Genomic DNA, 20,205 nt, shown 5'->3' with positions numbered 1-20,205 from the left:
GCATACGCTGAAGGTATGCCGCAAGTCGAGCGCGAGGTCACCGTCGCCGTCGAACCCGAGGTCGCGTTCGCGGTCTCCCAGACGACCGGCGAGGTGCGGCTGCGCTGGGATCCGTTCATCCGCCAGCAATACCTGATGGACGGCGCGGCGCGACCCGGCAAGGGCGTGCGCACCTTCACCCGATCGCGGCACGGCCTGTCGATGGTGAGTGAATACGTCTCCTACAACCCGCCGCGCAATGTCGGTATGACGATGCGCCGCGGCCCGTGGTTCTTCGCCACCTTTGGAGGCGGCTGGCGATTCACGCCCGTCGAAGGTGGCACCCGGGCGGTGTGGAAATACACCTTCGCGATCCGGCCGAAGTGGCTGGCGCCGATTGCCGACCCCATCGGAATCTGGTTGTTGGGCAAGGATATTCGCCGCCGCATCGACGCCTTCGCCGCGGCCTGTGGCGACCCGCAGATCGTGGCCGCGGCGTCTACCTGAGCGTGCGCAACACGTCCCAGATCGACCGTGCGGTCGGCGCCGCGGCGGTTGCGCCGGTGCCGCCCTGCTCGATCATCACCGCGACGACATACTGGCGTCCGCTCGGCAGCTTCGGCCCGAAGGACAGGAACCAGCTGGTCGCGTCCTTGCCGTAGACCTCGGCGGTGCCGGTCTTGCCCGACAACGGATAGCTGCTCAGGTCGAACCCGCGGAAGGCGGCCGCGGCGGTGCCGAGCGAGCCACTCACCACCCGGCGCAGGCCGGTCGTTTCGATCTGCCGGGCGGCCGCGGGCACCTGCACCGTGCCGGCCGCCTTCGGGGCGATCGTGATCCGGTCCGTGCCGTCCGGGCGCTGCGTCGCCGCGACGAGTTGCGGGGTCCACAGCGTGCCGCCGTTGGCGATCGCGCCATAGGCGACCGCCATCCGCAGCGGGGTGACGAGGGTGTCGCCCTGGCCGATGGCGAAGTTCACCGCGTCACCGGGCTGCCACTGGTAGCCCGCGGCGCAGTTCTCCTTGGCGAGCTGGGTGAAATAGGCCGCCTGCTGCTTGTCCTTCACCTCCGGATAGCCGGTCTTGGCCCGTCGGCAGTAGGTCGGGCGCATCGCCGTCCACTGGTCGAGCTTCCACTGCCGGCCGGGCAGCACGCCGGCGGCCTCACCCGGCAGGTCCACCCCGGTGCGCCGGCCGATGCCGAACCCGGCGGCCATCGCCCGGAACGGGTCGCTGACGCTCGCCGGGGCTGCGATCCCGCCCTGGGCCCGCCACGCGTCATACGCCCAGCGGTAGAACACGGTGTCGCACGAGACCTCCAGGGCGGTCGGCAGGTCGATGGTGCCGAAGGCCGCCGACTCGAAGTTCTTGAAGACCCGCGAGCCGATCGTCACCGCGGAGGTGCACGCATAGCGGCCCTTGGGGTCGATGCCGGCGTTGATCGCGCCGGGCAGGGTGATCGCCTTGAAGGTCGAGGCCGGCGGCTGCAGCCCGCCGATCGCCCGGTTGAGCAGCGGATCGCGCGCGCCGGGTGCGGTGAGCGCCCGGTAGTCGGCCGCGGAGATGCCGCCGGTCCAGATCGAGGGGTCGTATGACGGGTTGCTCGCCATCGCGACCACCGCGCCGGAGGACGCATCGAGCACGACCGCGGCACCACCGGTGACCGGCTTCTTGGCCGCCTTGAGCCGGTTGATCGTGGCGCCGAGCGCCTGCTCGGCGCGGGCCTGCACCCGCGGGTCGAGGTGGGTGAGCACGTCGCGTCCAGCCACCGGAGCGGTGCTGCTGACCGTGCGCTGCGGCAGACCCCGGGCGTCGACCGCCAGCACCGTGGCGCCGGGAGTGCCGCGCAGCGCCTTGTCGTAACCGAGCTCGAGGCCGGACCGGCCGACGAGGTCGTCGGCGGTGAGCGACGAATTCGCTTGCAGGTCAGCGGCATTCGTTTGCCCGAGGTAACCGATGAGTTGCGCGGCATTGATGCCCGACGGCGCAGGATAGGAGCGCACCTGACGCTGCACCACGTTGATGCCGGAGAAGTCCTCGGGGCGTTCGAGCAGGGTCATGGCCCGTGCCGTCGACACTCCGGTCAGCACCGGGATCGGTTGCACCGGGCTGCCGGAGAAACACACCGGCGTGGGGGGCGCGCCGCGCGACCCGCACGGTTTGGTGCGGGCGATCATGTCCTCCACCCGGCCACCCAGCAGAGCGGCAACCCGGGTGAGGATGCCGCGGCCACCGTCGCTGCTGTCGGCGAGCACCGTGGGGTCGATGGTGACGACCGAGGTCGAGCCGTTGGTCACCAGCGCGGTGCCATCGGCGAGCAGGATGCGGCCGCGCTGGGCGGGCACCGACACCGTGCGGGTGTTGATCTGCTGGGCGGCGCTGCTCATCCGATCGCCCTGCACGATCTGCAGTTGCACCAGCCGGCCGAGCAGCACGCCGGACACCAGCACGGTCACCGCGAGCATCGCCCAGATGCGGGCCGCATAGGGCGACCGCCGCTGCGGGCGGTGCCCGCGCGGGTAGAGCACCGACCGCCGCATCCCCCGGGGCCTCACGCCAGCCCCCGGTGCACGAGGGAGCGTTCGATCCGCAGGATCGGTGGGATCAGCACCGCACCGAGTGCCGTGGTGAGAGCCACCGTGATCGCAGCAGCCCCCAGGTCGTATGCCGTATCGCCCAGCACCGCTGCAAGCGCGCGAATCGCTTGAGCCGCAACGGAACTCACCAGGACGCAGCCAGCCGGCAACAGGACCGAAGCGCGCACCGAGCGTTGCACGAGACCGGCGCACGCGCCGAGCCCGGCATACATCAGGGCAGTGAGTCCGAGCGGTGCCCCACCGGGCGGCACCAGGTCGAGCAGCCAGCCGGCCGCGCACCCCATCAGCGCACCCGAGGCGGAGCCGGCGCGCAGACCGACGGCGACCACGAGGACGAGCGGCAGATCCGGCGGCGGCGCCCAGCGCGGGAGCACGCTCACGGTCAGCAGCACCCCGAGGACCAGCAGAACCGCGCGCACGACCGTCAACCGGTGCGGGATCATCGCCCGGTCACCGCCGGCCGCGGGCTCGTGCGGTCCGCGGGCAGCACGACGCCGACGAGCGCGAGCCGGTCGAAGGAGACGTCGGTGCGCACCACCGCCGTCCGGCTGCCCTGACCCCGATCAGGGTCGACCGACACGATCGTGCCGATCGGCACATCCGGCACATAGGGCCGGTTGTCCACGCTGCCGAGCGAGACGAGTTTGTCGCCGACCGCGACCGGGCCCAGCCCGGCGACGGTGAAGGTCAGCAGACCCGGCGCGCGCGTGGGCAGACCGACCGGTGCGACCGAGGACACCGAGCCGACGGTGCCCGACCCGCTCACCCGCGCACCCACCACCGCCGTGGGATCGGAGAGCAACTGCACTTCGCAGTTCCAGCGCGAGGTGGAGATCACCCGGCCGACGAGCCCGCCTGCGGCAATGACGGTGAGGTTGTTGCTCACGCCATCCGCCGAGCCCACGTCGAGCGTGAGTCGGCGCAGGCTCGAGGGCGTGGTCCCGGTGACATAGCCGACGATCTGGGCCGGCACGAACAACCGACCCTGGGCGGGAGCCGAACCCATCAGTGCGGTGAGGCGCTGCAGGGTGGCGCGGTCGGCCGCGTCGGCGGACACCTGCCGCCGGGCCGCGTCGCGTTCGCGGGTCAGCCGGGTGATCGTGCCGTCGCGGCCGGTGACCCAGTTCTGCACCGGACCGGCGACATCGGCGGCGGCGGAGCGCACCGGTGCCGTCAGGGACGGCGCCGCCTGGTCGATCACGATCGCGCCGCAACTGACCGCCAGCGCCCCGACCAGCACTCGGCGCCGCACGCTCGCCCGGAAGGCCACGGCGTCAGTACCGCCGGCCGTCGACCAGCACCCGGGACAGCGCGGCGAAGTCCTCGACGCACCGGCCCGAGCCCAGCGCCACCGAGCGCAACGGTTCTTCGGCAACCCGCACCGGCACGCCGAGCTCGTGCTTCATCCGTTCGTCGAGGCCGCGCAGCAGCGCACCTCCACCGGTGAGGACGATGCCGTGATCCAGGACGTCGCCGGCGAGTTCGGGCGGGCAGACGTCGAGGGTGGCACGCACCAGCTCGCAGATCTGCAGCAGCGGGGGCTCGATTGCGCGGCGCACCTCCTGGGAGCTCACGGTGACCGTCTTGGGCAGACCGCTCACCAGATCGCGGCCCCGCACCCGCATGGTGAGCTCCTCGCGCAGCGGGAAGGCCGAGCCGACCTGCACCTTGATGTCCTCGCTGGAGCGTTCGCCGAGCAGCAGTGAGTACTCGCTCTTGACGAAGGCGATGATCGCCTCGTCGATCTCGTCGCCGCCGACCCGGATCGATCGCGCGTTGACGATGCCGCCGAGGCTGATCACCGCCACATCAGTGGTGCCGCCGCCAATGTCGACGACCATGCTGGCGGTGGTCGCGTCGACCGGCAGGTCCGCGCCGAGCGCGGCGGCCATCGCCTCCTCGATCACGTAGACCCGCCGGGCGCCCGCGCGGGTGGCGGCGTCCTCCAGGGCCCGCCGCTCCACGCCGGTGACCTCGCTGGGCACGCACACGACCATCCGGGGACGGATCAACCGCGAGGGATGCACCTGGGCGATGAACCAGCGCAACATCCGCTCGGCGACATCGGCGTCGTTGATCACCCCGTCACGCAGCGGCCGGACGACGTCGACATGGCCGGGAGTGCGGCCGAGCATCTCGCGGGCGGCGGCGCCGGCCGCGAGCAGCTTGCCGGTGCCGACCTCGATCGCGACCACCGACGGCTCGTCGAGGACCACGCCCCTACCCCGCTCGTAGACGAGGGTGTTGGCCGTGCCGAGATCGACCGCGAGGTCACGTCCGGCGGGCATCAGGCGAGGCGACACCCGGCGATCCTAACGATCGGCTCGCGGTGCGCGGTCCTCGTCCGGCTCTGCGCAGCCGTCCCCGTCGCCGAGGTCGACACGACCGTCCCGTCGCAGAGGTCGACATCATGGAGACTTTCGCCAACCGCACCGGCCAGATCGCCGAGCCCGGGCCCGAAAACTCACCACTGTGGAGACTTTCGCGGGCAGGGCTCGGCCCTTTGGTATGACGCCGCCCGGTGCAATGGCACACTCTTGCGCCATGACGACGCGCAAGCGCACCGGCCCGAGCGAGCAGCAGCTCTACGAATCCGAGGTCGCCGCCTATGTTGCCGCTGGCGGCAACGAGCAGGTGCAGCGCGTCATCACCGCGGCGCAGGCCCTCACCCGCAAGCTGTCGCAGTGGTACACCCTGGCCCTGCAGGATGTCGGGCTGTCGGCCGGCGAGTGGACGGTGCTGTCCCGGCTGGCGCGCGCCGGCGCCGACGAGGTGCTCACTCCCTCTGCGCTGGCCGAGGCGGCCGCCATCGCGCCCTCGTCGATGACCCACCGGCTGGACAAGATGGCCGAACGCGGCCTGATCGACCGCACGACCGATCCGAGCAACCGCACCCGGATCATCGTCACCCTCACCACCGAGGGCTGGAACATGTTCCGCCAGGTGGTGCGCGACAGCGACATCCTGGAGTCGGACGTGCTGAACCGGCTCACGACCGGTCAGCGCGAGCAGCTAGCGACGCTGTTGGAGAAGGCGATCGCCGGTCTCGACGATCTGTCCGCCCAACGCGACCAACACTGACCGGAGCGGTTCGCCTCCAGCGTCCGCGCCTGCGCACCAGCGGTGCTGCAGATCCGCGGACGCGAGCCGGGGTCTCGACTCCAGCGTCCGCGCCTGCGCACCAGCGGTGCCGCAAAACTGCGGACGCGAGCGGCGGATCAGGCGAACCAGATGCCGATCTCCCGCTCGGCCGACTCCGGGGAGTCCGAGCCGTGCACGATATTGGCCTGCACCTTCTCGCCCCAGTCACGGCCGAGGTCGCCGCGGATGGTGCCGGGCAGCGCCGCGGTCGGGTCGGTGGCACCGGCGAGCGCCCGGAAACCCTCGATGCAGCGGTGCCCCTCGACGACGGCGAAGGTCGCCGGACCGCTCGACATGAACTCCAGCAGCGGCTGGTAGAACGGCTTGCCCTCGTGCTCGGCGTAGTGCTTGGCGAGACGCTCGCGATCGGGCGTGGCGACCTTCAGCTCGGCCAGGACGTAGCCCTTGGCCTCGATCCGGCGCAGCACCTCCCCGGTGAGGCCACGGCGGTAGCCGTCCGGCTTGACGATGACCAGGGTGCGTTCGCTCTGCGCTGTCACGCGGGACAGCGTAGCGAGGGGTCAGCTGGTCGGCGCCGCGGCGTCGAGCACGCCGACACCGAGCAGCACGAACAACGCCACCGCCAGCACGATCCGGTAGATCACGAAGGGCTTGAAGTCGTGACTGGAGATGTACCGCATCAGCCAGGCGATCACGGCATACCCGACGCCGAAGGCGAGCAGCGTCGCGATCAGGATCTGCCCCCACCCGGAGCTGTGGTCGCCGACGGCGTCCTTGAGCTCGAACAGGCCCGAGGAGAGCACGGCCGGGATGGCGAGCAGGAAGGAGTACCGCGTCGCGGCGGTGCGGGTGTAGCCCATGAACAGACCACCGGCGATGGTGCCTCCGGACCGGGAGACGCCCGGGATCAGGGCCAGCGCCTGGAAGAGCCCGTAGAGCAAGCCGTCGCGCCAGGTGAGCTGGGACAACTCCTTGCGCTGCTTGGCGGTCGCGTCGGCCACCGCGAGGATGAGGGCGAAGACGAGCAGCATCGTGGCGGTGATCCACAGATTGCGCAGCGGACCCTCGATGACCGACTTCAGCACCAGCCCGAGGATGCCGATCGGGATGGTGCCGATGATGACCAGCCAGCCCATCCGCGCGTCCGGGTCATCGCGACTCACCTTGCCGGTGAGCGAGAGCGCCCACTGGCGGATGATGTGCACGATGTCCGTCCAGAAGTAGATGAGCACGGCGGTCTCGGTGCCGAGCTGGGTGACGGCGGTGAACGCCGCGCCGCCGCCGTCGTTGCCGAAGGCCAGCCGGCTGACGATGAGCTGGTGTGCCGAGGAGCTGATCGGGAGGAACTCGGTGAGTCCTTGCACCAGGCCCAGCACGATCGCCTGCAGCCAGCTCATCCATTGCTCCTCAGATAGTCCTGCGTGAGTTCGTCCATGCGGCGGCCTTGCACGAGCGCGGTGACCCACAGCGCAGCGAAGACCACACCCACGATGAGCATCATCGGCACGATCACGGCCGAGGCGATGGTAACGACCTGCAGCGCCCAGCCGAGGGTGACACCCCACGGACGGCGCAGACAGCCCGCGGCGACGATGCACAACCCCGCGATCACCAGCCCGATGATCAGGTATGCCGTGTGCGCGGACTCCCCGCGCGCCCTCGCCAGCGCTTCGGCCACCAGGGTGCCGAAGAAGATCGCCAGCGACTGCGAACCGATCACCACGGCGGCCAACCGGCGGGTCATCCGCTCACCGACGCCGTAGAACAGCAACCGGCTCACGTGTCGGTCTTCCCCAACGCCTGGCGCACCTCGGCGGCGGTGACGATCGATCCGGTCGCGAGCACGCCACCACCGACCGCACCGCCCTCGTCGGCCAGCTCGACCGCCTTGTCGATCGCGTCGATCAGCACCGGTTCGATCGTCACCCGGTCCTCACCGAAGATGTCAATCGCCAACTGCCCCAACGTTTTCGGGTCCATGGCGCGTGGCGAGGAGGTGCGGGTGATGACGATCTCCTCGAGCACCGGCTCGAGCTCGATCAGCATCTGCTCGGCGTCCTTGTCGGAGAGGATCGCCACCAGCCCGACCAGGCGGGTGAAGGTGAACGAGTCCTCGATCGCGGCACGCAGGGCCCGCATGCCGCCGACATTGTGCGCGGCGTCGACGACCACGGTCGGCGAGCGGCGGACGATCTCGAGCCGACCCGGCGAGGTCACCTCGGCCAGCGCCGCCTGCAACAGCTCGTGGTCCAGCGGCTGCTCTCCCCCGCCGAGGAAGGCCTCGACGGCGGCGATCGCCGTCGCCACGTTGTGCGCCTGGTGCTCGCCGAAGAGCGGCACGAACAGGTCGGGGTAGACCGCGGCGAGGCCCTGGACGGTGATCTGCTGGCCGCCGACCGCGGTGTCGCGCTCGGTGACCGCGAACTGCGCGTCCTCCCGGGCGAGTTGGGCGTCGACCTCTTCGCAGCGCTCGGCGAGGAGGTCGTCGACCTCGGGCTCCTGCCTGCCGACGACGGCGATGGCCCCCGCCTTGATGATCTCTCGCTTCTCCAGCGTGATGTCCTCGACCCGGTCGCCGAGCAACCGGGTGTGGTCAAGGGAGATCGGCGTGACGACCGCGACCTTGCCGTCGGCCACGTTGGTCGCATCCCAGCCCCCCCCGAGCCCGACCTCGACGATGGCGACATCGACCGGAGCGTCCGCGAACGCGGCATACGCCATGACGGTCAGCACCTCGAAGTAGGTGGTGCGCGGGCCGCCCTCGGCGACCGACTGGTCGTCGACCATCTGGATGTAGGGCAACACGTCGTCGTAGGTGTCGATGAAGCGCTGGGCCTCGATCGGCTTGCCGTTCAACGAGATCCGCTCACGCATGTCGTGCAGGTGTGGCGAGGTGAACCGCCCGGTCGACAGCCCGCTCTCGCGCAGGATGCGCTCGACGAGCCGGGTCGTGGTGGTCTTGCCGTTGGTGCCGGTGAGGTGGATCAGCGGGAACGCGTGCTGCGGGTCGCCGAGCAACTCCATGATGCGGCGGACCCGGTCGAGCGAAGGCTCGGGTGAGGACTCCGGGGTGCGCGAGAGGATCTCGGCCTCGACCTCCCGCAGCCGGCTGAGCGTCTCCACCTTCATCGTGCCTCTCCCGTCTGTTGCTGGGGGTCCACCGATCGGCGCACCCAGACGCTGTCCGGCAGGCCGGAGCCACCGCACTCGCGGTCGAACTCCTCGAAGCCGGCCTTGGCGTAGAACCGCGCGGCGGAGGTGTTGCCGTCCAGATAAGACAGCCGCACCTGCGCGAAGCCGCCCTCGCGCGCCTGGTCGAGCACCGCGGCCATCAGGGCCTGACCGATGCCGTGACCCTGTTGGCCGGGCAGCACGTAGAGCTTCCAGAGCATCAGGTGCCCGTCCTGCGGCCCGACGGTCGCGACGCCGACGACCTTGCCGTCGACCTCGGCGACAGTGACCCGGCCGGCCCGGATCGCGGGGATCGTCGCGTCGGCGGTCCACCATTTGGCCAGGCCCATCGCGACATAGTCGTCGCCGGCGATCGGCCCGTAGGTCGGCGGCCAGGTCGAGTGCCCGACATACAGCACGGCCTGCAGGTCGTCACCCTGCGCCTGCCGGATCGTCACGTCGCTCACGCGCTCACCTTCTTGACCGCCACGGTCGCCTTGAGCCCGTCCGAGAGCGCCACCGTGGTGCCGCCCGGCAACTCCTGGTCGCCGCCGGCCGCGCCGAGCTGGACCGCGAGCGTCTCGCCCATGATCAGACCCTGGTGGTCAAGCACCGCCCGCCAGACCGGGTCGTCGCCGACGACGGCCAGACTGATCCGGTCGCTGACGTCCAGGCCCGCATCGCGGCGGGCCTGCTGGACCGCGCGGATGACGTCGCGGGCGACGCCCTCGGAACGCAGCTCGTCGGTGACCTGGGTGTCGAGCACGACGAAACCACCACCGGGCAGCATCGCCGGAGCCGCGTCGGCAGCCTCACCGGCGGATTCGACCACGGTCTGCAGGGTGTACTCACCCTCCACCAGCTCGATGCCACCGCTGGTGACGGTGCCGTCCTCGGCGACCGACCAGTCACCGCTCTTGCTGCCCTTGATCGCCTGCTGCACCTGCTTGCCGAGGCGCGGGCCGGCGGCGCGGGCATTGACGGTGAGCCGCTGCACCAGCCCGAAGTCCTCCGCCGACACCTGCTCCAGATCCAGCAGCTCGACCTGCTTGAGGTTGAGCTCGTCGGCGATCAATCCCGAGAAGCGTTGCAGCGCAACGGGATCGGCCACCACGACGGTGACCTTGGACAACGGCAACCGGGTGCGCAGGTTTTCCGCCTTGCGCAGCGCCGAGGTCGTCGAGCAGACCGCGCGCACCCGGTCCATCGCCGCCACCAGGTCGGCGTCCGCGGGCAGGTCAGCGGCATCCGGCCAGTCGGTCAGGTGCACCGAACGGCCGCCGGTGAGGCCCCGCCATACCTGCTCGGCGGCGAAGGGCAGCAACGGCGCGCACACCCGGCAGAGCACCTCGAGCACGGTGTAGAGCGTGTCGAAGGCCGCCTCGTCCAACTGGCCGTCCGCGGCCCAGAAGCGCTCGCGGGACCGGCGGATGTACCAATTGGTGAGCACGTCGACGAAGGCGGCCGTGGTCTCGCAGGCGCCCGCGACGTCATACGCATCCAGTTGTCCCTCAACGGTTTCCACCAGCTCGCGGGTCTTGGCGAGCAGGTAGCGGTCGAGGACGTCGGTCGACTCGGTCGACCACTTGGCGTCATAACCGGCCGCATTGGCGTAGAGGCTGAAGAAGTACCACGACGACCACATCGGCATCAGCACCTGCCGGACGCCCTCGCGGATGCCCTGCTCGGTGACGATCAGGTTGCCGCCGCGCAGGATCGGGCTGGACATCAGGAACCAGCGCATCGCGTCCGCGCCGTCGCGGTCGAAGACCTCGGACACATCCGGGTAGTTGCGCAGCGACTTGGACATCTTCTGCCCGTCCGAGCCGAGCACGATGCCGTGGCAGATGACGCTCTTGAACGCCGGGCGGTCGAACAGCGCGCTCGCCAGGATGTGCAGCGTGTAGAACCAGCCGCGGGTCTGGCCGATGTATTCGACGATGAAGTCGGCCGGGTAGTGGTGCTCGAACCACTGGGCGTTCTCGAAGGGATAGTGCACCTGGCCGTAGGGCATCGACCCGGAGTCGAACCACACGTCGAGCACGTCCTCGACGCGGCGCATCGTGGACTGCCCGGTCGGGTCGTCCGGGTTGGGCCGGGTCAACTGGTCCACGAACGGGCGGTGCAGGTCAGTGACCTTGACCCCGAAGTCGCGCTCGAGCTCGGCGAAGCTGCCGTAGACATCGACCCGCGGGTATTCCGGGTTGTCCGACTTCCACACCGGAATCGGGCTGCCCCAGAAGCGGTTTCGCGAGATCGACCAGTCGCGGGCGTTCGCCAGCCACTTGCCGAACTGGCCGTCCTTGACGTTGCCCGGCACCCAGTCGATCAGCTGGTTGTTGGCCAGCATCTTGTCCTTGATCTGGGTGACCGCGACGAACCACGAGGACACCGCCATGTAGATCAGCGGATTCCGGCAGCGCCAGCAGTGCGGATAGGAGTGGTCGTAGGTCTCGCGGCGCAGCAGCACCGTGCCCGGGTTGACCGCACCGGACTGCTCGCCGCGGGTGGTGGTCTTCAGATCGTCGATGATGTGCGGGTTGGCGTCGAAGACGAGCATGCCCTCGTAGTCGCTGACCGGATAGGTGAACTTCCCGTCGGGACCGACCGGGATCACCGGCGCGATGCCCTCGCGGTCGGTCACCACCATGTCGTCCTCACCGAAGGCACCCGCGCTGTGCACCAGCCCGGTGCCGTCGCCGGTCGTCACGAAGTCGGCCTCGACCACGCGGAAGGCCTTCTCGTGTCCCTCGAAATAGCTGAACGGCGGGGTGTAGTGGTGGCCGATCAGGTCGGCGCCCTTGAGGCGCTGCAGGACCGTCGGCTCCTCCCCCAACTCCCGGGCGTATGCCGCCAGCCTCGCCTCCGCGATCACGAACCGTTCCGCTGTGCCGGTCGGGCGGTCGGACTCGACCACGACATAGTCGATGTCCGGGCCGACCATCACCGCGAGGTTGGACGGCAGCGTCCACGGCGTGGTGGTCCAGACCAGCACCAGCGCGCCGGCCAGGTCGCCGTCGGTGATCCGGAAGCCGACGGTGACCGCCGGGTCCTGGCGCATCTGGTAGACGTCGTCGTCCATCCGCAGCTCGTGGTTGGACAGCGGGGTCTCGTCATTCCAGCAGTAGGGCAGCACCCGGAAGCCCTCGTAGACCAGGCCGCGGTCGAAGAGCTGCTTGAAGACCCACAGCACCGACTCCATGTAGTCGGGCTCGAGCGTCTTGTAGTCGTGGTCGAAGTCGACCCACCGGCCCATCCGGCCGACATAGTCGCGCCACTCGTCGGTGTACTTCAGCACCGAGGCGCGGGCGGCGGCGTTGAACTGCTCGACGCCCATCGCGATGATCTCGTCCTTGGTCTTCAGCCCGAGCTGGCGCATCGCCTCCAACTCGGCCGGCAGGCCGTGGGTGTCCCAGCCGAAGCGCCGCTCGACCCGCTTGCCGCGCATCGTCTGGTAGCGCGGGATGAGGTCCTTGGCGTAGCCGGTGAGCAGGTGACCGTAGTGCGGCAGGCCGTTGGCGAAGGGCGGGCCGTCGTAGAACACGAACTCGTTGGAGCCGTCGACGCCGGCGTCGCGCTGGGCGATGGAGGCCAGGAAGGTCCCGTCCTCGTCCCAGTAGCGGCGCACCGCCTGCTCGATCTGCGGGAAGTTCGGGCTGGGGGTCACGCCCGCGCTCTGCGCAGGGTCGGCGGCGGTCAGGTCCACCTTGGGGTAGCTCATCAGCGCATCTTTCGTCAGCGTCGGTCGATACCTCGGTGCGAGGACGACGTCACCGGCTCGCGCCGGCAGCACCGCGGTACCACCTCGCTTGTCGCACGCGCGCACTCGACGAACCGAGCACGCGGCATACGACCGCTTCGTGCTGGAGCTGTGACGGGCTCGTCCCGCCCGGTTCTACTGCGCCTCGCTAGGAGTCGGTTCTTCCGGGAGCTCGCCGCTGATGACGGCTCGAACGCTGGTGGTTTCAGTGTATGCCGGGGCCGCCGCTCGCCTCCAATCGGAATCGAGCGCGGCTGCCTCAGCCGGCGCGGCGCTGGCGCAGCCCGGCGTGGATGCGGGTGAACTCGGCGACGCCGTCGCCCTTGGCCAGGGTGTTCGGCGACACCTGGCCGCCGAGCGCGATCGCCGGGTCGAAGTAGTAGGTCTCGCCCTCGGCCAGTTCGCCGAACCGGGCGCGTGCGCCGCCGCGCGGTCCCTCGAGATCGGCCAGGTGTGAGGACGGGCCGGGCAGGTGCTCGCCGAGGAAGCTCGCCATGTCGGGCGCGACGACGGTGTTGGTGACGAAATGCGGGTCGAGGCATTGCACCGGCCCGCTCGGCCCTGCGTGGTAGAGGTGCCCGAAGCTGGTCACCGCGGCCGGCAGCGTGCCGGTGTCGTGGCCCAGCCAGGTGGTGAGCACCGGCAGCCACACGCCCGGGTCGACCAGGGCGATGCGCTGCTCGCCGTAGAACCCCAGCCCGGTGCTGCGCCAGACCTGCAGCAACTCCGGGGCGACCTTGCCCTCGGCATACGCGAGGAAGGCACCGCTCGGCACGCGGGCGTCCCCGTCGGGCGGGTAGGCCTCGGTGAAGCGCTCGGGCTGCTGGTCGGTCATCGCACGCTCCTTGGAGGAAATCAGCCGGTCTCGGCGGCCCAGCCTAACCGGAGGCCGGCGAAACCGATGTGACCGTGCGGCGGGCGGTCTGGGACGATTGGACGCATGACCGACCCGCGTTCCTCCCGTGTGCCCGACAAGCCGACCGTCGACGGTTTGGAGGACAAGTGGGACGGCGTATGGCGCGAGCAGGGCACCTACCGCTTCGACCGCCAGCGGGCGCTGGAGCTGCCACGCGAGCAGGTCTTCGCGATCGACACCCCACCGCCGACCGCGAGCGGCAGCCTGCACGTGGGTCACGTCTTCGGCTACACCCACACCGACTGTGTGGCCCGCTATCAGCGGATGACCGGCAAGGAGGTGTTCTATCCGCTCGGCTGGGACGACAACGGCCTGCCGACCGAGCGCCGGGTGCAGAACTACTACGGCGTGCGCGGCGACCACGCGGCGGCATACGACCCGAATTTCGTGCCCCCGCTGCAAGGCGCCGAGGGCAAGTCGGTGAAGGCGGCCGACCAGGTGCCGATCAGCCGCGCCAACTTCATCCCGCTGTGCGAGCAGCTCACGGTCGAGGACGAGAAGGCCTTCGAGTCGCTGTTCCGCCGGCTGGGGCTGTCGGTGGACTGGGAGATGACCTATCGCACCATCGACGACCGCTCGCGGGCTGCTGCCCAGCAGGCCTTCCTGCGCAATGTCGAGCGCGGTGAGGCCTACCAGGCCGAGGCGCCGGGCCTGTGGGATGTGACCTTCCAGTCCGCGGTGGCCCAGGCCGAGCTGGAAGCGCGCGACTACCCCGGCGCCTTCCACAAAATCGCCTTCCACCGCACCGACGGCGGCACGATCGAGATCGAGACCACCCGCCCCGAGCTCATCCCGGCCTGCGTGGCGCTGATTGCCCACCCGGACGACGAGCGCTATCAGCCGCTCTTCGGCAGCACGGTCACCTCCCCGCTCTTCGGGGTCGAGGTGCCGGTGCTCGCGCACCCGGCCGCCGAGCCGGACAAGGGCGCCGGCATCGCGATGTGCTGCACCTTCGGCGACCTCACCGACGTGCTGTGGTGGCGCGAGCTGCAGCTGCCGATCCGCTCGATCATCACCCGCAACGGCCGCCTCACCGGCGACCTGCCGGAGTGGATCGCGGGCGGCCCGGGCGAACAGCTGTATGCCGAGCAGCTGGCCACCAAGACCGTCCACTCGGCCCGCGAGGCGATCGTGGCGGCGCTGCGCGAATCCGGCGACCTGATCGGCGAGCCGGTGAAGACCCAGCGCAAGGCCAACTTCTTCGAAAAGGGCGACAAGCCGCTGGAGATCGTGACCAGCAGGCAGTGGTACATCACCAACGGTGGTCGCAGCGAGGCGCTGCGCGAGCAGCTCATCGCCCGCGGCCAGGAGATCGACTTCCACCCGGCCTTCATGCGCAGCCGTTATGCCAACTGGATCAGCGGCCTCAACGGCGACTGGCTGATCAGTCGCCAGCGGTTCTTCGGCGTGCCCTTCCCGGTGTGGTACCCGCTCGATGAGCAGGGCGAGCCCGACTACACCCGCCCGATCCTGGCGCCCGAAGCATCGCTGCCGGTCGACCCGCAGAGCGACGTGCCGGAGGGTTACACCCCCGAACAGCGAGGCGTGCCAGGCGGATTCGTCGGTGACCCGGATGTGATGGACACCTGGGCGACGTCGTCCTTGTCACCGCAGATCGTGTCGGGGTGGCCGGTGACGAGCAACGCCGGCGGCCGCAATGACGAGGAGCTGTTCGCCAAGATCTTCCCGATGGACCTGCGCCCGCAGGGGCACGACATCATCCGCACCTGGCTGTTCGCCTCGGTCGTGCGCGCGCACTTCGAGAATGGCTCGGTGCCGTGGACCGACGCCGCGATCAACGGCTGGATCCTCGACCCGGACCGCAAGAAGATGTCCAAGTCCAAGGGCAATGCGGTCACCCCCGAGGACGTGCTCAAGCAGCACAGCGCCGACGCGGTGCGCTACTGGGCGCTGGCCGGCCGGCTCGGTGCCGACGCGGCCTATGACGAGAGCCAGATGAAGGTCGGGCGGCGCCTGGCGATGAAGCTGCTCAACGCCTCCAAGTTCGCGCTGTCGATGGGCGACCCCGGCGACGCGCAGCCGACCGAGCAACTCGACCTGGCGATGCTGGCCGCGCTGCGCGAGGTGGTGGCCGACGCGACCCGAGGCTTCGAGAGCTGGGACTACACCCGCAGCCTGGAGCTCACCGAGGCGTTCTTCTGGACCTTCTGCGACGACTACATCGAGCTGGTCAAGGACCGCGCCTACGGCGGGCAGGGTGAGCAGGCGGCGGCGAGCGCCCAGGCGGCGCTGCGGCTCGCCCTGCGCGTGCTGCTGCGGCTCTTCGCACCCTTCCTGCCCTATGCCACCGAAGAGGTGTGGTCGTGGTGGCAGGACGGCACCGTGCACCGGCAGCCGTGGCCGACCGTCGACGAGCTTCCTTCCGGCGGCGACCCGCGCTCGCTGCACGTGCTGGGTGAGGCGCTGGCCGGCGTGCGACGGGCCAAGTCGGACGCCAAACTCGGCATGCGCGCCGAGGTGACCGCGATGACGCTCGCGCTGCCCGCCGCCGACGCCGAGCTGGTGCGCCGGGCCGAGGCCGACCTGCGCGCCGCGGGCAAGATCACCGGCATGACGTATGCCGAGGGTCCCGCTCTCGCGGTCTCCGAGGTCGCGCTCACCCCGCCGCCGCCGCGGAAGTAGCCCGGCCACGATTAGGTGACGATCGGCGGCATACCGCGAATGCTGGGCTAACGTCGGCCGGGTGCGCAGGGGGATCGTCGGGGCGGCCGCGGGGCTGCTCGTGCTGGTGTGCGTGCTCGCGGTCGGTGTCGACAGCGGGCCGCTGGTGCGCACCAACGACGTCACCTACACCCCGCCGCGCACCCCGACTCCGACGGGCCCGACCGGTGGCGCCCCTCCGCCGCCGAGCCCGCGCACCCTCGACCTGGGCGGTTTCGGCGTCGACATGGTGCGGATCGTCACCGCGCTGCTGCTGATCGGCCTGGTGGTCGCCGCCGTCGTGCTGGCGATCGCGGTGATCCGCGCGCTGCGCCAGCGGTGGCTCGACCGGGCGAAGGCCGTGCACCTGCCGACACCGCAGCAGGCGGTCACCGAGTCGGTCGACCAGGCGCTGGAGGAGCTGTCGGTCGGGTCGCCGGACAACGCGATCATCGCCTGCTGGGTGGGCTTGGAGCAGGCGGTGCGCGCCGCCGGGCTGGAACATCACCCGAGCGAAACCTCCGCGGAGCTCACCCTGCGCGTGCTGAGCGACCTCGACGTCGACGACGACGCGCTCACCCGGCTGGCCCACCTCTACCGCGAAGCGCGCTTCTCCTCCCACCCCCTCACCGAGGGCGACCGCGCCGCTGCCCGCGCCGCGCTGGAGCAGATCCGCACCGACCTCGGCCGGCCGGTGAGCCATGCCGGCTGAGTGGTGGCGCCGCTGGGTCAAGCGCGGCGTCGGGGCGGTGGTGGCGGGCGCCGCCTTCTGGTTTCTCGCCGGTCTCGCCGGCTGGCACGCCCCGCTCGCCGTCGTGCTCGCCGTCGCGGTGGCTGCCGTCGCGATCGGTGGGTATGCCGCCGACACCGGGCCGCAGTGGCCGATCGCGATGCCGACGGTCGACCCGGCCGAGCCGCACTACCGCGGCGCCCAGGAGGCCCGGCTGTTCTACCTGCGCCGCATCAGCGAGGACGCGACCAGCCGCGCCGGGCAACTCGACACCGGCCGCGCCTCCCCCGTCGCCCTGCAGCGGGGCCTGCGCGCGGTGGCCCGGCACCGGGTGGCGACCCGCACCGGCATACCTCTGGAGGCTGACGACCTGGACGGGCTGGCCCGCGCCCTCGACCCGGTGCTCGCCCGCTATCTGTGCACGCAGCCGCCGCCACCGATCAACCCGGCCCAACTCACCGACGTCATCCACCGGATCGAGGAATTGTGAACGACACCGCCGCCACCACCGAACTCGCCGGACGCGTCCTGGACCAGGTCGAGGAGGTCGTCGTCGGCAAACGCGCGCCGCTCGAGCTGGTGCTCGCCGCGATCCTCGCCGGCGGGCATGTCTTGCTCGAGGACAATCCCGGCCTCGGCAAGACGCTCGCCGCACGCTGCCTCGCACAGAGCCTGGGCCTGGAGTTCGCGCGGGCGCAGTTCACCCCCGACCTGCTGCCGGCCGATCTCACCGGCTCCTATGTCTTCGACCAGTCGCGCGGCGAATTCGTCTTCCGCAAGGGGCCGGTCTTCACCGGCCTGCTGCTCGCCGACGAGATCAACCGCACCCCGCCCAAGACCCAGGCCGCGCTGCTGGAGGCGATGCAGGAGCACCAGGTCACCGTCGAAGGCCACACCTTCCCGCTGCCGTCGCCCTTCGTGGTGCTGGCCACCGCGAACCCGGTGGAATACGAGGGCACCTACCCGCTGCCCGAGGCGCAGCTGGACCGCTTCCTCGCCCGGGTGTCCTTCGGCTATCCGAGCCCGCAGGAGGAATTCGACGTGCTGCAGCGGCGGATGCTGCGCCGCCAGGAGGCCGTGCAATTGCCGGCGATCACCGACGCGGGCGGGGTGCTCGCGATGCAGCGGCAGGTCGAGACGATCGAGGTGGAGCCGACCGTGCTGAAGTATTGCGTCGACCTCACCACCGCCACCCGCTCGCACCCGCAACTGCTGCTCGGCGCCTCGCCGCGCGGGTCGCTCGCCCTCATGCTGATGGGCCGGGCGATCGCGGTGATCCGCGGCCGCGATTACGTGACGCCCGAGGACATCAAGCGCGTCGCGGTGGCCGTGCTCGGGCACCGCGTGAGCGTCAAACCGGAGCTGTGGATGGCCAATGTCGCCGGGTCCTCGGTGGTGCGTTCGCTGCTCGACCAGGTGCCGGCACCGCAGGCGCAGCATGGCGCAGCCTGACCCGCCGGCCGGCTGGGTGCCCGGGCCGACCTTCCTCGCCGGCTCCACCGCCGCCGCGGGTCTCATCCTGCTCGCGGTGATGACCCGACGCCCGGATCTGTTCGTGCTCGTGCTGCCGCTGCTCGGGGTGACGGTGTGGTCCCTGCTGACCCGGCCGACCGGCATACCGCAGGCACGCACGGCGATCGCGCAGGACGCTCCCGAGGAGAGCAGCGCGGTGGCCTGGACCGCGTCGCTGACAGGTGCGCGCGGCGCCGAACAGTGGCATGTCGTCGTCGCCACCAGCGAACGGGTGACCTGGGACGACCAGCGCCGGTCGGTGACCCGGCTCCTCGACGGCGACGCTGACACGAGTTCGTTGACCTTCGCCCTCCAGCGGTGGGGCCCGGCGACGATCGGCGCCAGCGAGGTGGTCGCCACCTCACCCTGGGCCGGCTTCGTCTGGGGCCCGGTGCACCTGCCCGGTCAGGAGGTGCGGGGTGTGCCGCGCACCGACCCGTTCAGCGGCCGGGCGCCGGTGCCGCATCCCGTCGGGCTGGTCGGCCCCAACCGCAGCCGCCGGTTCGGCGAGGGTGCGGAGTTCGCCGACATCCGGCCCTTCCGCCCCGGCGACAAACTGCGCACCATCCATTGGCCGGTCACCAGCCGCACCGGGCAGTTGCATGTGCGCACCAGTTACGCCGAGCAGGACGCGCAGGTGCATCTGGTGCTGGACGCCTCGGTGGATGTCGGTGGGCGCGACGACAGCGCGACCTCCCTCGACCTGGGGCTGCGGGCCTGCGCGTCGCTGTCGCAGTATTTCCTGCGGCGGGGCGACCGCGTCGGCCTCGACGTCATCGGTGCCGTCGGCCGCCCGCAGGTGCCGCTCTCGCTCGGTGACCGCCAGCACCGGCGGGTGCTAGACGTGTTGTCCCAGGTGCGGGTCGGCCGGCTCACCGACCGCCAGCCGGACCGGGTGCGCCTGCACGCCGGCCCTGGCGCGATGGTCTTCCTCATCTCCCCGCTCATGGGTGACTTCGCCGCGAAGGTCGCGGCCGACCTGGCCCGACGCGGCCTCGCGGTCGTCGTCATCGACTGCCTGCCCGCCGATCCCGCCTCCCTCGCTGGAGATGCGTGGGACGCCGTGGCGCTGCGCATCCGGATGCTGGAGCGCTCGGTCGAGATCGACGAACTCGGGACTCACGGCATACCGGTGAACCCGTGGCGCGGCCCCGGCAGCCTGGACGCCGTGCTGCAGGTGCTGGCCCGGCGGCCACCGGCGCGGATGCGGGCGCGATGACCCTCGTGCCGCGCTTGGACCGGCTGATCCGCATCGATCGGGGCCGGGTGGTCGCCCTCGCGATGGCGGTGGTGGCTGCGCTCGCCTTCCACCTGTGCGCCGTAGCCGCCGGATCGACGCAATGGTTCGAACTCGTGCTCGTCGTGCTGGCCTGCCTGTTCGTGCTGATCCGCACCGACGGCACGACCGAACTGCTACTGCTGGCCGCGCTCGTCCTGGACTGGTGGGTCGCTGACCCGCCGTCGACCAGCTGGTGGGCCCTGCCGGCGGCGGTCTGCCTGCTGGCCGTGCACAGCGCGACCGCGTTGGGCGCGAGCGGACCGGACGCCGCGCCGCTGCCTCGGCCGCTCGTGCTGCGTTGGGTGCTGCGCACCGCGGTGGTTGCCGCCGGGGGCGTCGCGGTGGGCGCTCTCGTGATCGCCCTCCGCCGGTCGGACGTGTCGGGCCCGTGGTATGCCGTGCCGGCCGCTCTGGTCACCCTCGCGCTCGCCGTCGTCGCCGTGGGCGCCTGGCTGACGCGTCACCCCCGTCCCCCGAAACGTCACTAAATCCTCCCGAA

19 protein-coding genes are annotated in these 20,205 nt (G+C 70.7%); 8 read left to right on the top strand and 11 right to left on the bottom strand.

Annotated features, from left to right (window positions below):
* The first annotated feature begins 15 nt into the window (after positions 1 to 15).
* The gene (locus G9U51_RS08995; RefSeq protein WP_166196135.1) at positions 16 to 486 is read left to right on the top strand and encodes an SRPBCC family protein; all 471 of its coding nucleotides are present in this window, start codon (positions 16 to 18) and stop codon (positions 484 to 486) included.
* Here the strand turns inward: G9U51_RS08995 and G9U51_RS08990 are convergent.
* From G9U51_RS08990 to mreB, 4 genes are read right to left on the bottom strand one after another with little or no spacing between them, the layout of a single operon-like run.
* On the bottom strand, positions 479 to 2,506 hold the full coding sequence (locus G9U51_RS08990; protein WP_328823392.1) for a penicillin-binding transpeptidase domain-containing protein: 2,028 nt from the start codon (positions 2,504 to 2,506) through the stop codon (positions 479 to 481). The genes G9U51_RS08995 and G9U51_RS08990 overlap by 8 nt on opposite strands.
* A gap of 23 nt (positions 2,507 to 2,529) precedes the next feature.
* Complete coding sequence (gene mreD / locus G9U51_RS08985) at positions 2,530 to 3,018, bottom strand: rod shape-determining protein MreD (protein ID WP_166196133.1); 489 nt, start codon at positions 3,016 to 3,018, stop codon at positions 2,530 to 2,532.
* Positions 3,015 to 3,845: a rod shape-determining protein MreC gene (gene mreC, locus G9U51_RS08980; protein WP_166196131.1), complete on the bottom strand. Its 831-nt coding sequence runs from the start codon at positions 3,843 to 3,845 to the stop codon at positions 3,015 to 3,017. The genes mreD and mreC overlap by 4 nt, the downstream gene beginning before the upstream one ends.
* Before the next feature lie 4 nt (positions 3,846 to 3,849).
* Positions 3,850 to 4,863: a rod shape-determining protein gene (gene mreB / locus G9U51_RS08975; RefSeq protein ID WP_171715598.1), complete on the bottom strand. Its 1,014-nt coding sequence runs from the start codon at positions 4,861 to 4,863 to the stop codon at positions 3,850 to 3,852.
* 256 nt (positions 4,864 to 5,119) lie between these two features.
* Here mreB and G9U51_RS08970 point away from each other — a divergent pair, with 256 nt between their 5' ends.
* The gene (locus G9U51_RS08970; RefSeq protein ID WP_166196129.1) at positions 5,120 to 5,656 is read left to right on the top strand and encodes a MarR family winged helix-turn-helix transcriptional regulator; all 537 of its coding nucleotides are present in this window, start codon (positions 5,120 to 5,122) and stop codon (positions 5,654 to 5,656) included.
* 137 nt (positions 5,657 to 5,793) lie between these two features.
* Here the strand turns inward: G9U51_RS08970 and ndk are convergent, their stop codons facing one another.
* From ndk to G9U51_RS08935, 7 genes are all read right to left on the bottom strand, one after another.
* The gene (gene ndk, locus G9U51_RS08965) at positions 5,794 to 6,216 is read right to left on the bottom strand and encodes a nucleoside-diphosphate kinase (RefSeq protein WP_166196127.1); all 423 of its coding nucleotides are present in this window, start codon (positions 6,214 to 6,216) and stop codon (positions 5,794 to 5,796) included.
* Positions 6,217 to 6,237: 21 nt separating this feature from the next.
* A complete protein-coding gene (locus G9U51_RS08960) occupies positions 6,238 to 7,074 on the bottom strand; it encodes an undecaprenyl-diphosphate phosphatase (RefSeq protein ID WP_166196125.1) in 837 nt (278 codons plus the stop codon).
* Complete coding sequence (locus G9U51_RS08955; protein WP_166196123.1) at positions 7,071 to 7,457, bottom strand: DUF4233 domain-containing protein; 387 nt, start codon at positions 7,455 to 7,457, stop codon at positions 7,071 to 7,073. Before G9U51_RS08955 ends, G9U51_RS08960 begins: the two co-directional genes overlap by 4 nt.
* Positions 7,454 to 8,806, bottom strand: coding sequence for a bifunctional folylpolyglutamate synthase/dihydrofolate synthase (locus G9U51_RS08950; RefSeq protein ID WP_166196121.1), 1,353 nt, complete (start codon positions 8,804 to 8,806; stop codon positions 7,454 to 7,456). Before G9U51_RS08950 ends, G9U51_RS08955 begins: the two co-directional genes overlap by 4 nt.
* The gene (locus G9U51_RS08945; protein ID WP_166196119.1) at positions 8,803 to 9,315 is read right to left on the bottom strand and encodes a GNAT family N-acetyltransferase; all 513 of its coding nucleotides are present in this window, start codon (positions 9,313 to 9,315) and stop codon (positions 8,803 to 8,805) included. The genes G9U51_RS08950 and G9U51_RS08945 overlap by 4 nt, the downstream gene beginning before the upstream one ends.
* Complete coding sequence (gene ileS, locus G9U51_RS08940) at positions 9,312 to 12,569, bottom strand: isoleucine--tRNA ligase (RefSeq protein ID WP_166196117.1); 3,258 nt, start codon at positions 12,567 to 12,569, stop codon at positions 9,312 to 9,314. The genes G9U51_RS08945 and ileS overlap by 4 nt, the downstream gene beginning before the upstream one ends.
* A gap of 298 nt (positions 12,570 to 12,867) precedes the next feature.
* The gene (locus tag G9U51_RS08935; RefSeq protein ID WP_166196115.1) at positions 12,868 to 13,443 is read right to left on the bottom strand and encodes a GAD-like domain-containing protein; all 576 of its coding nucleotides are present in this window, start codon (positions 13,441 to 13,443) and stop codon (positions 12,868 to 12,870) included.
* Positions 13,444 to 13,548: 105 nt separating this feature from the next.
* On the opposite strand from G9U51_RS08935, the gene valS reads away from it, so the two are divergent.
* The 6 genes from valS (at position 13,549) to G9U51_RS08905 (ending at position 20,194) form a co-directional block, all read left to right on the top strand.
* Positions 13,549 to 16,167: a valine--tRNA ligase gene (gene valS, locus G9U51_RS08930; RefSeq protein ID WP_166196112.1), complete on the top strand. Its 2,619-nt coding sequence runs from the start codon at positions 13,549 to 13,551 to the stop codon at positions 16,165 to 16,167.
* 61 nt (positions 16,168 to 16,228) lie between these two features.
* Complete coding sequence (locus G9U51_RS08925; RefSeq protein WP_166196110.1) at positions 16,229 to 16,897, top strand: DUF4129 domain-containing protein; 669 nt, start codon at positions 16,229 to 16,231, stop codon at positions 16,895 to 16,897.
* A complete protein-coding gene (locus G9U51_RS08920) occupies positions 16,887 to 17,405 on the top strand; it encodes a hypothetical protein (RefSeq protein ID WP_166196108.1) in 519 nt (172 codons plus the stop codon). The genes G9U51_RS08925 and G9U51_RS08920 overlap by 11 nt, the downstream gene beginning before the upstream one ends.
* Positions 17,402 to 18,367 (top strand): AAA family ATPase, encoded by a 966-nt coding sequence (locus tag G9U51_RS08915; RefSeq protein WP_166196106.1) that lies wholly within the window; start codon positions 17,402 to 17,404, stop codon positions 18,365 to 18,367. The genes G9U51_RS08920 and G9U51_RS08915 overlap by 4 nt, the downstream gene beginning before the upstream one ends.
* The gene (locus tag G9U51_RS08910; RefSeq protein WP_166196104.1) at positions 18,354 to 19,646 is read left to right on the top strand and encodes a DUF58 domain-containing protein; all 1,293 of its coding nucleotides are present in this window, start codon (positions 18,354 to 18,356) and stop codon (positions 19,644 to 19,646) included. Before G9U51_RS08915 ends, G9U51_RS08910 begins: the two co-directional genes overlap by 14 nt.
* Entirely contained in the window at positions 19,643 to 20,194 is a 552-nt protein-coding gene (locus tag G9U51_RS08905; protein ID WP_166196102.1) for a hypothetical protein, read from the top strand. Before G9U51_RS08910 ends, G9U51_RS08905 begins: the two co-directional genes overlap by 4 nt.
* Positions 20,195 to 20,205 lie beyond the last annotated feature (11 nt).

It is taken from the genome of Metallococcus carri, assembly GCF_011440275.1.
Taxonomy (GTDB): domain Bacteria; phylum Actinomycetota; class Actinomycetes; order Actinomycetales; family Dermatophilaceae; genus Metallococcus; species Metallococcus carri.
The sequence above is the reverse complement of the archived record's forward strand: the minus strand, read 5'-3'. Positions and strand labels throughout refer to the sequence as shown.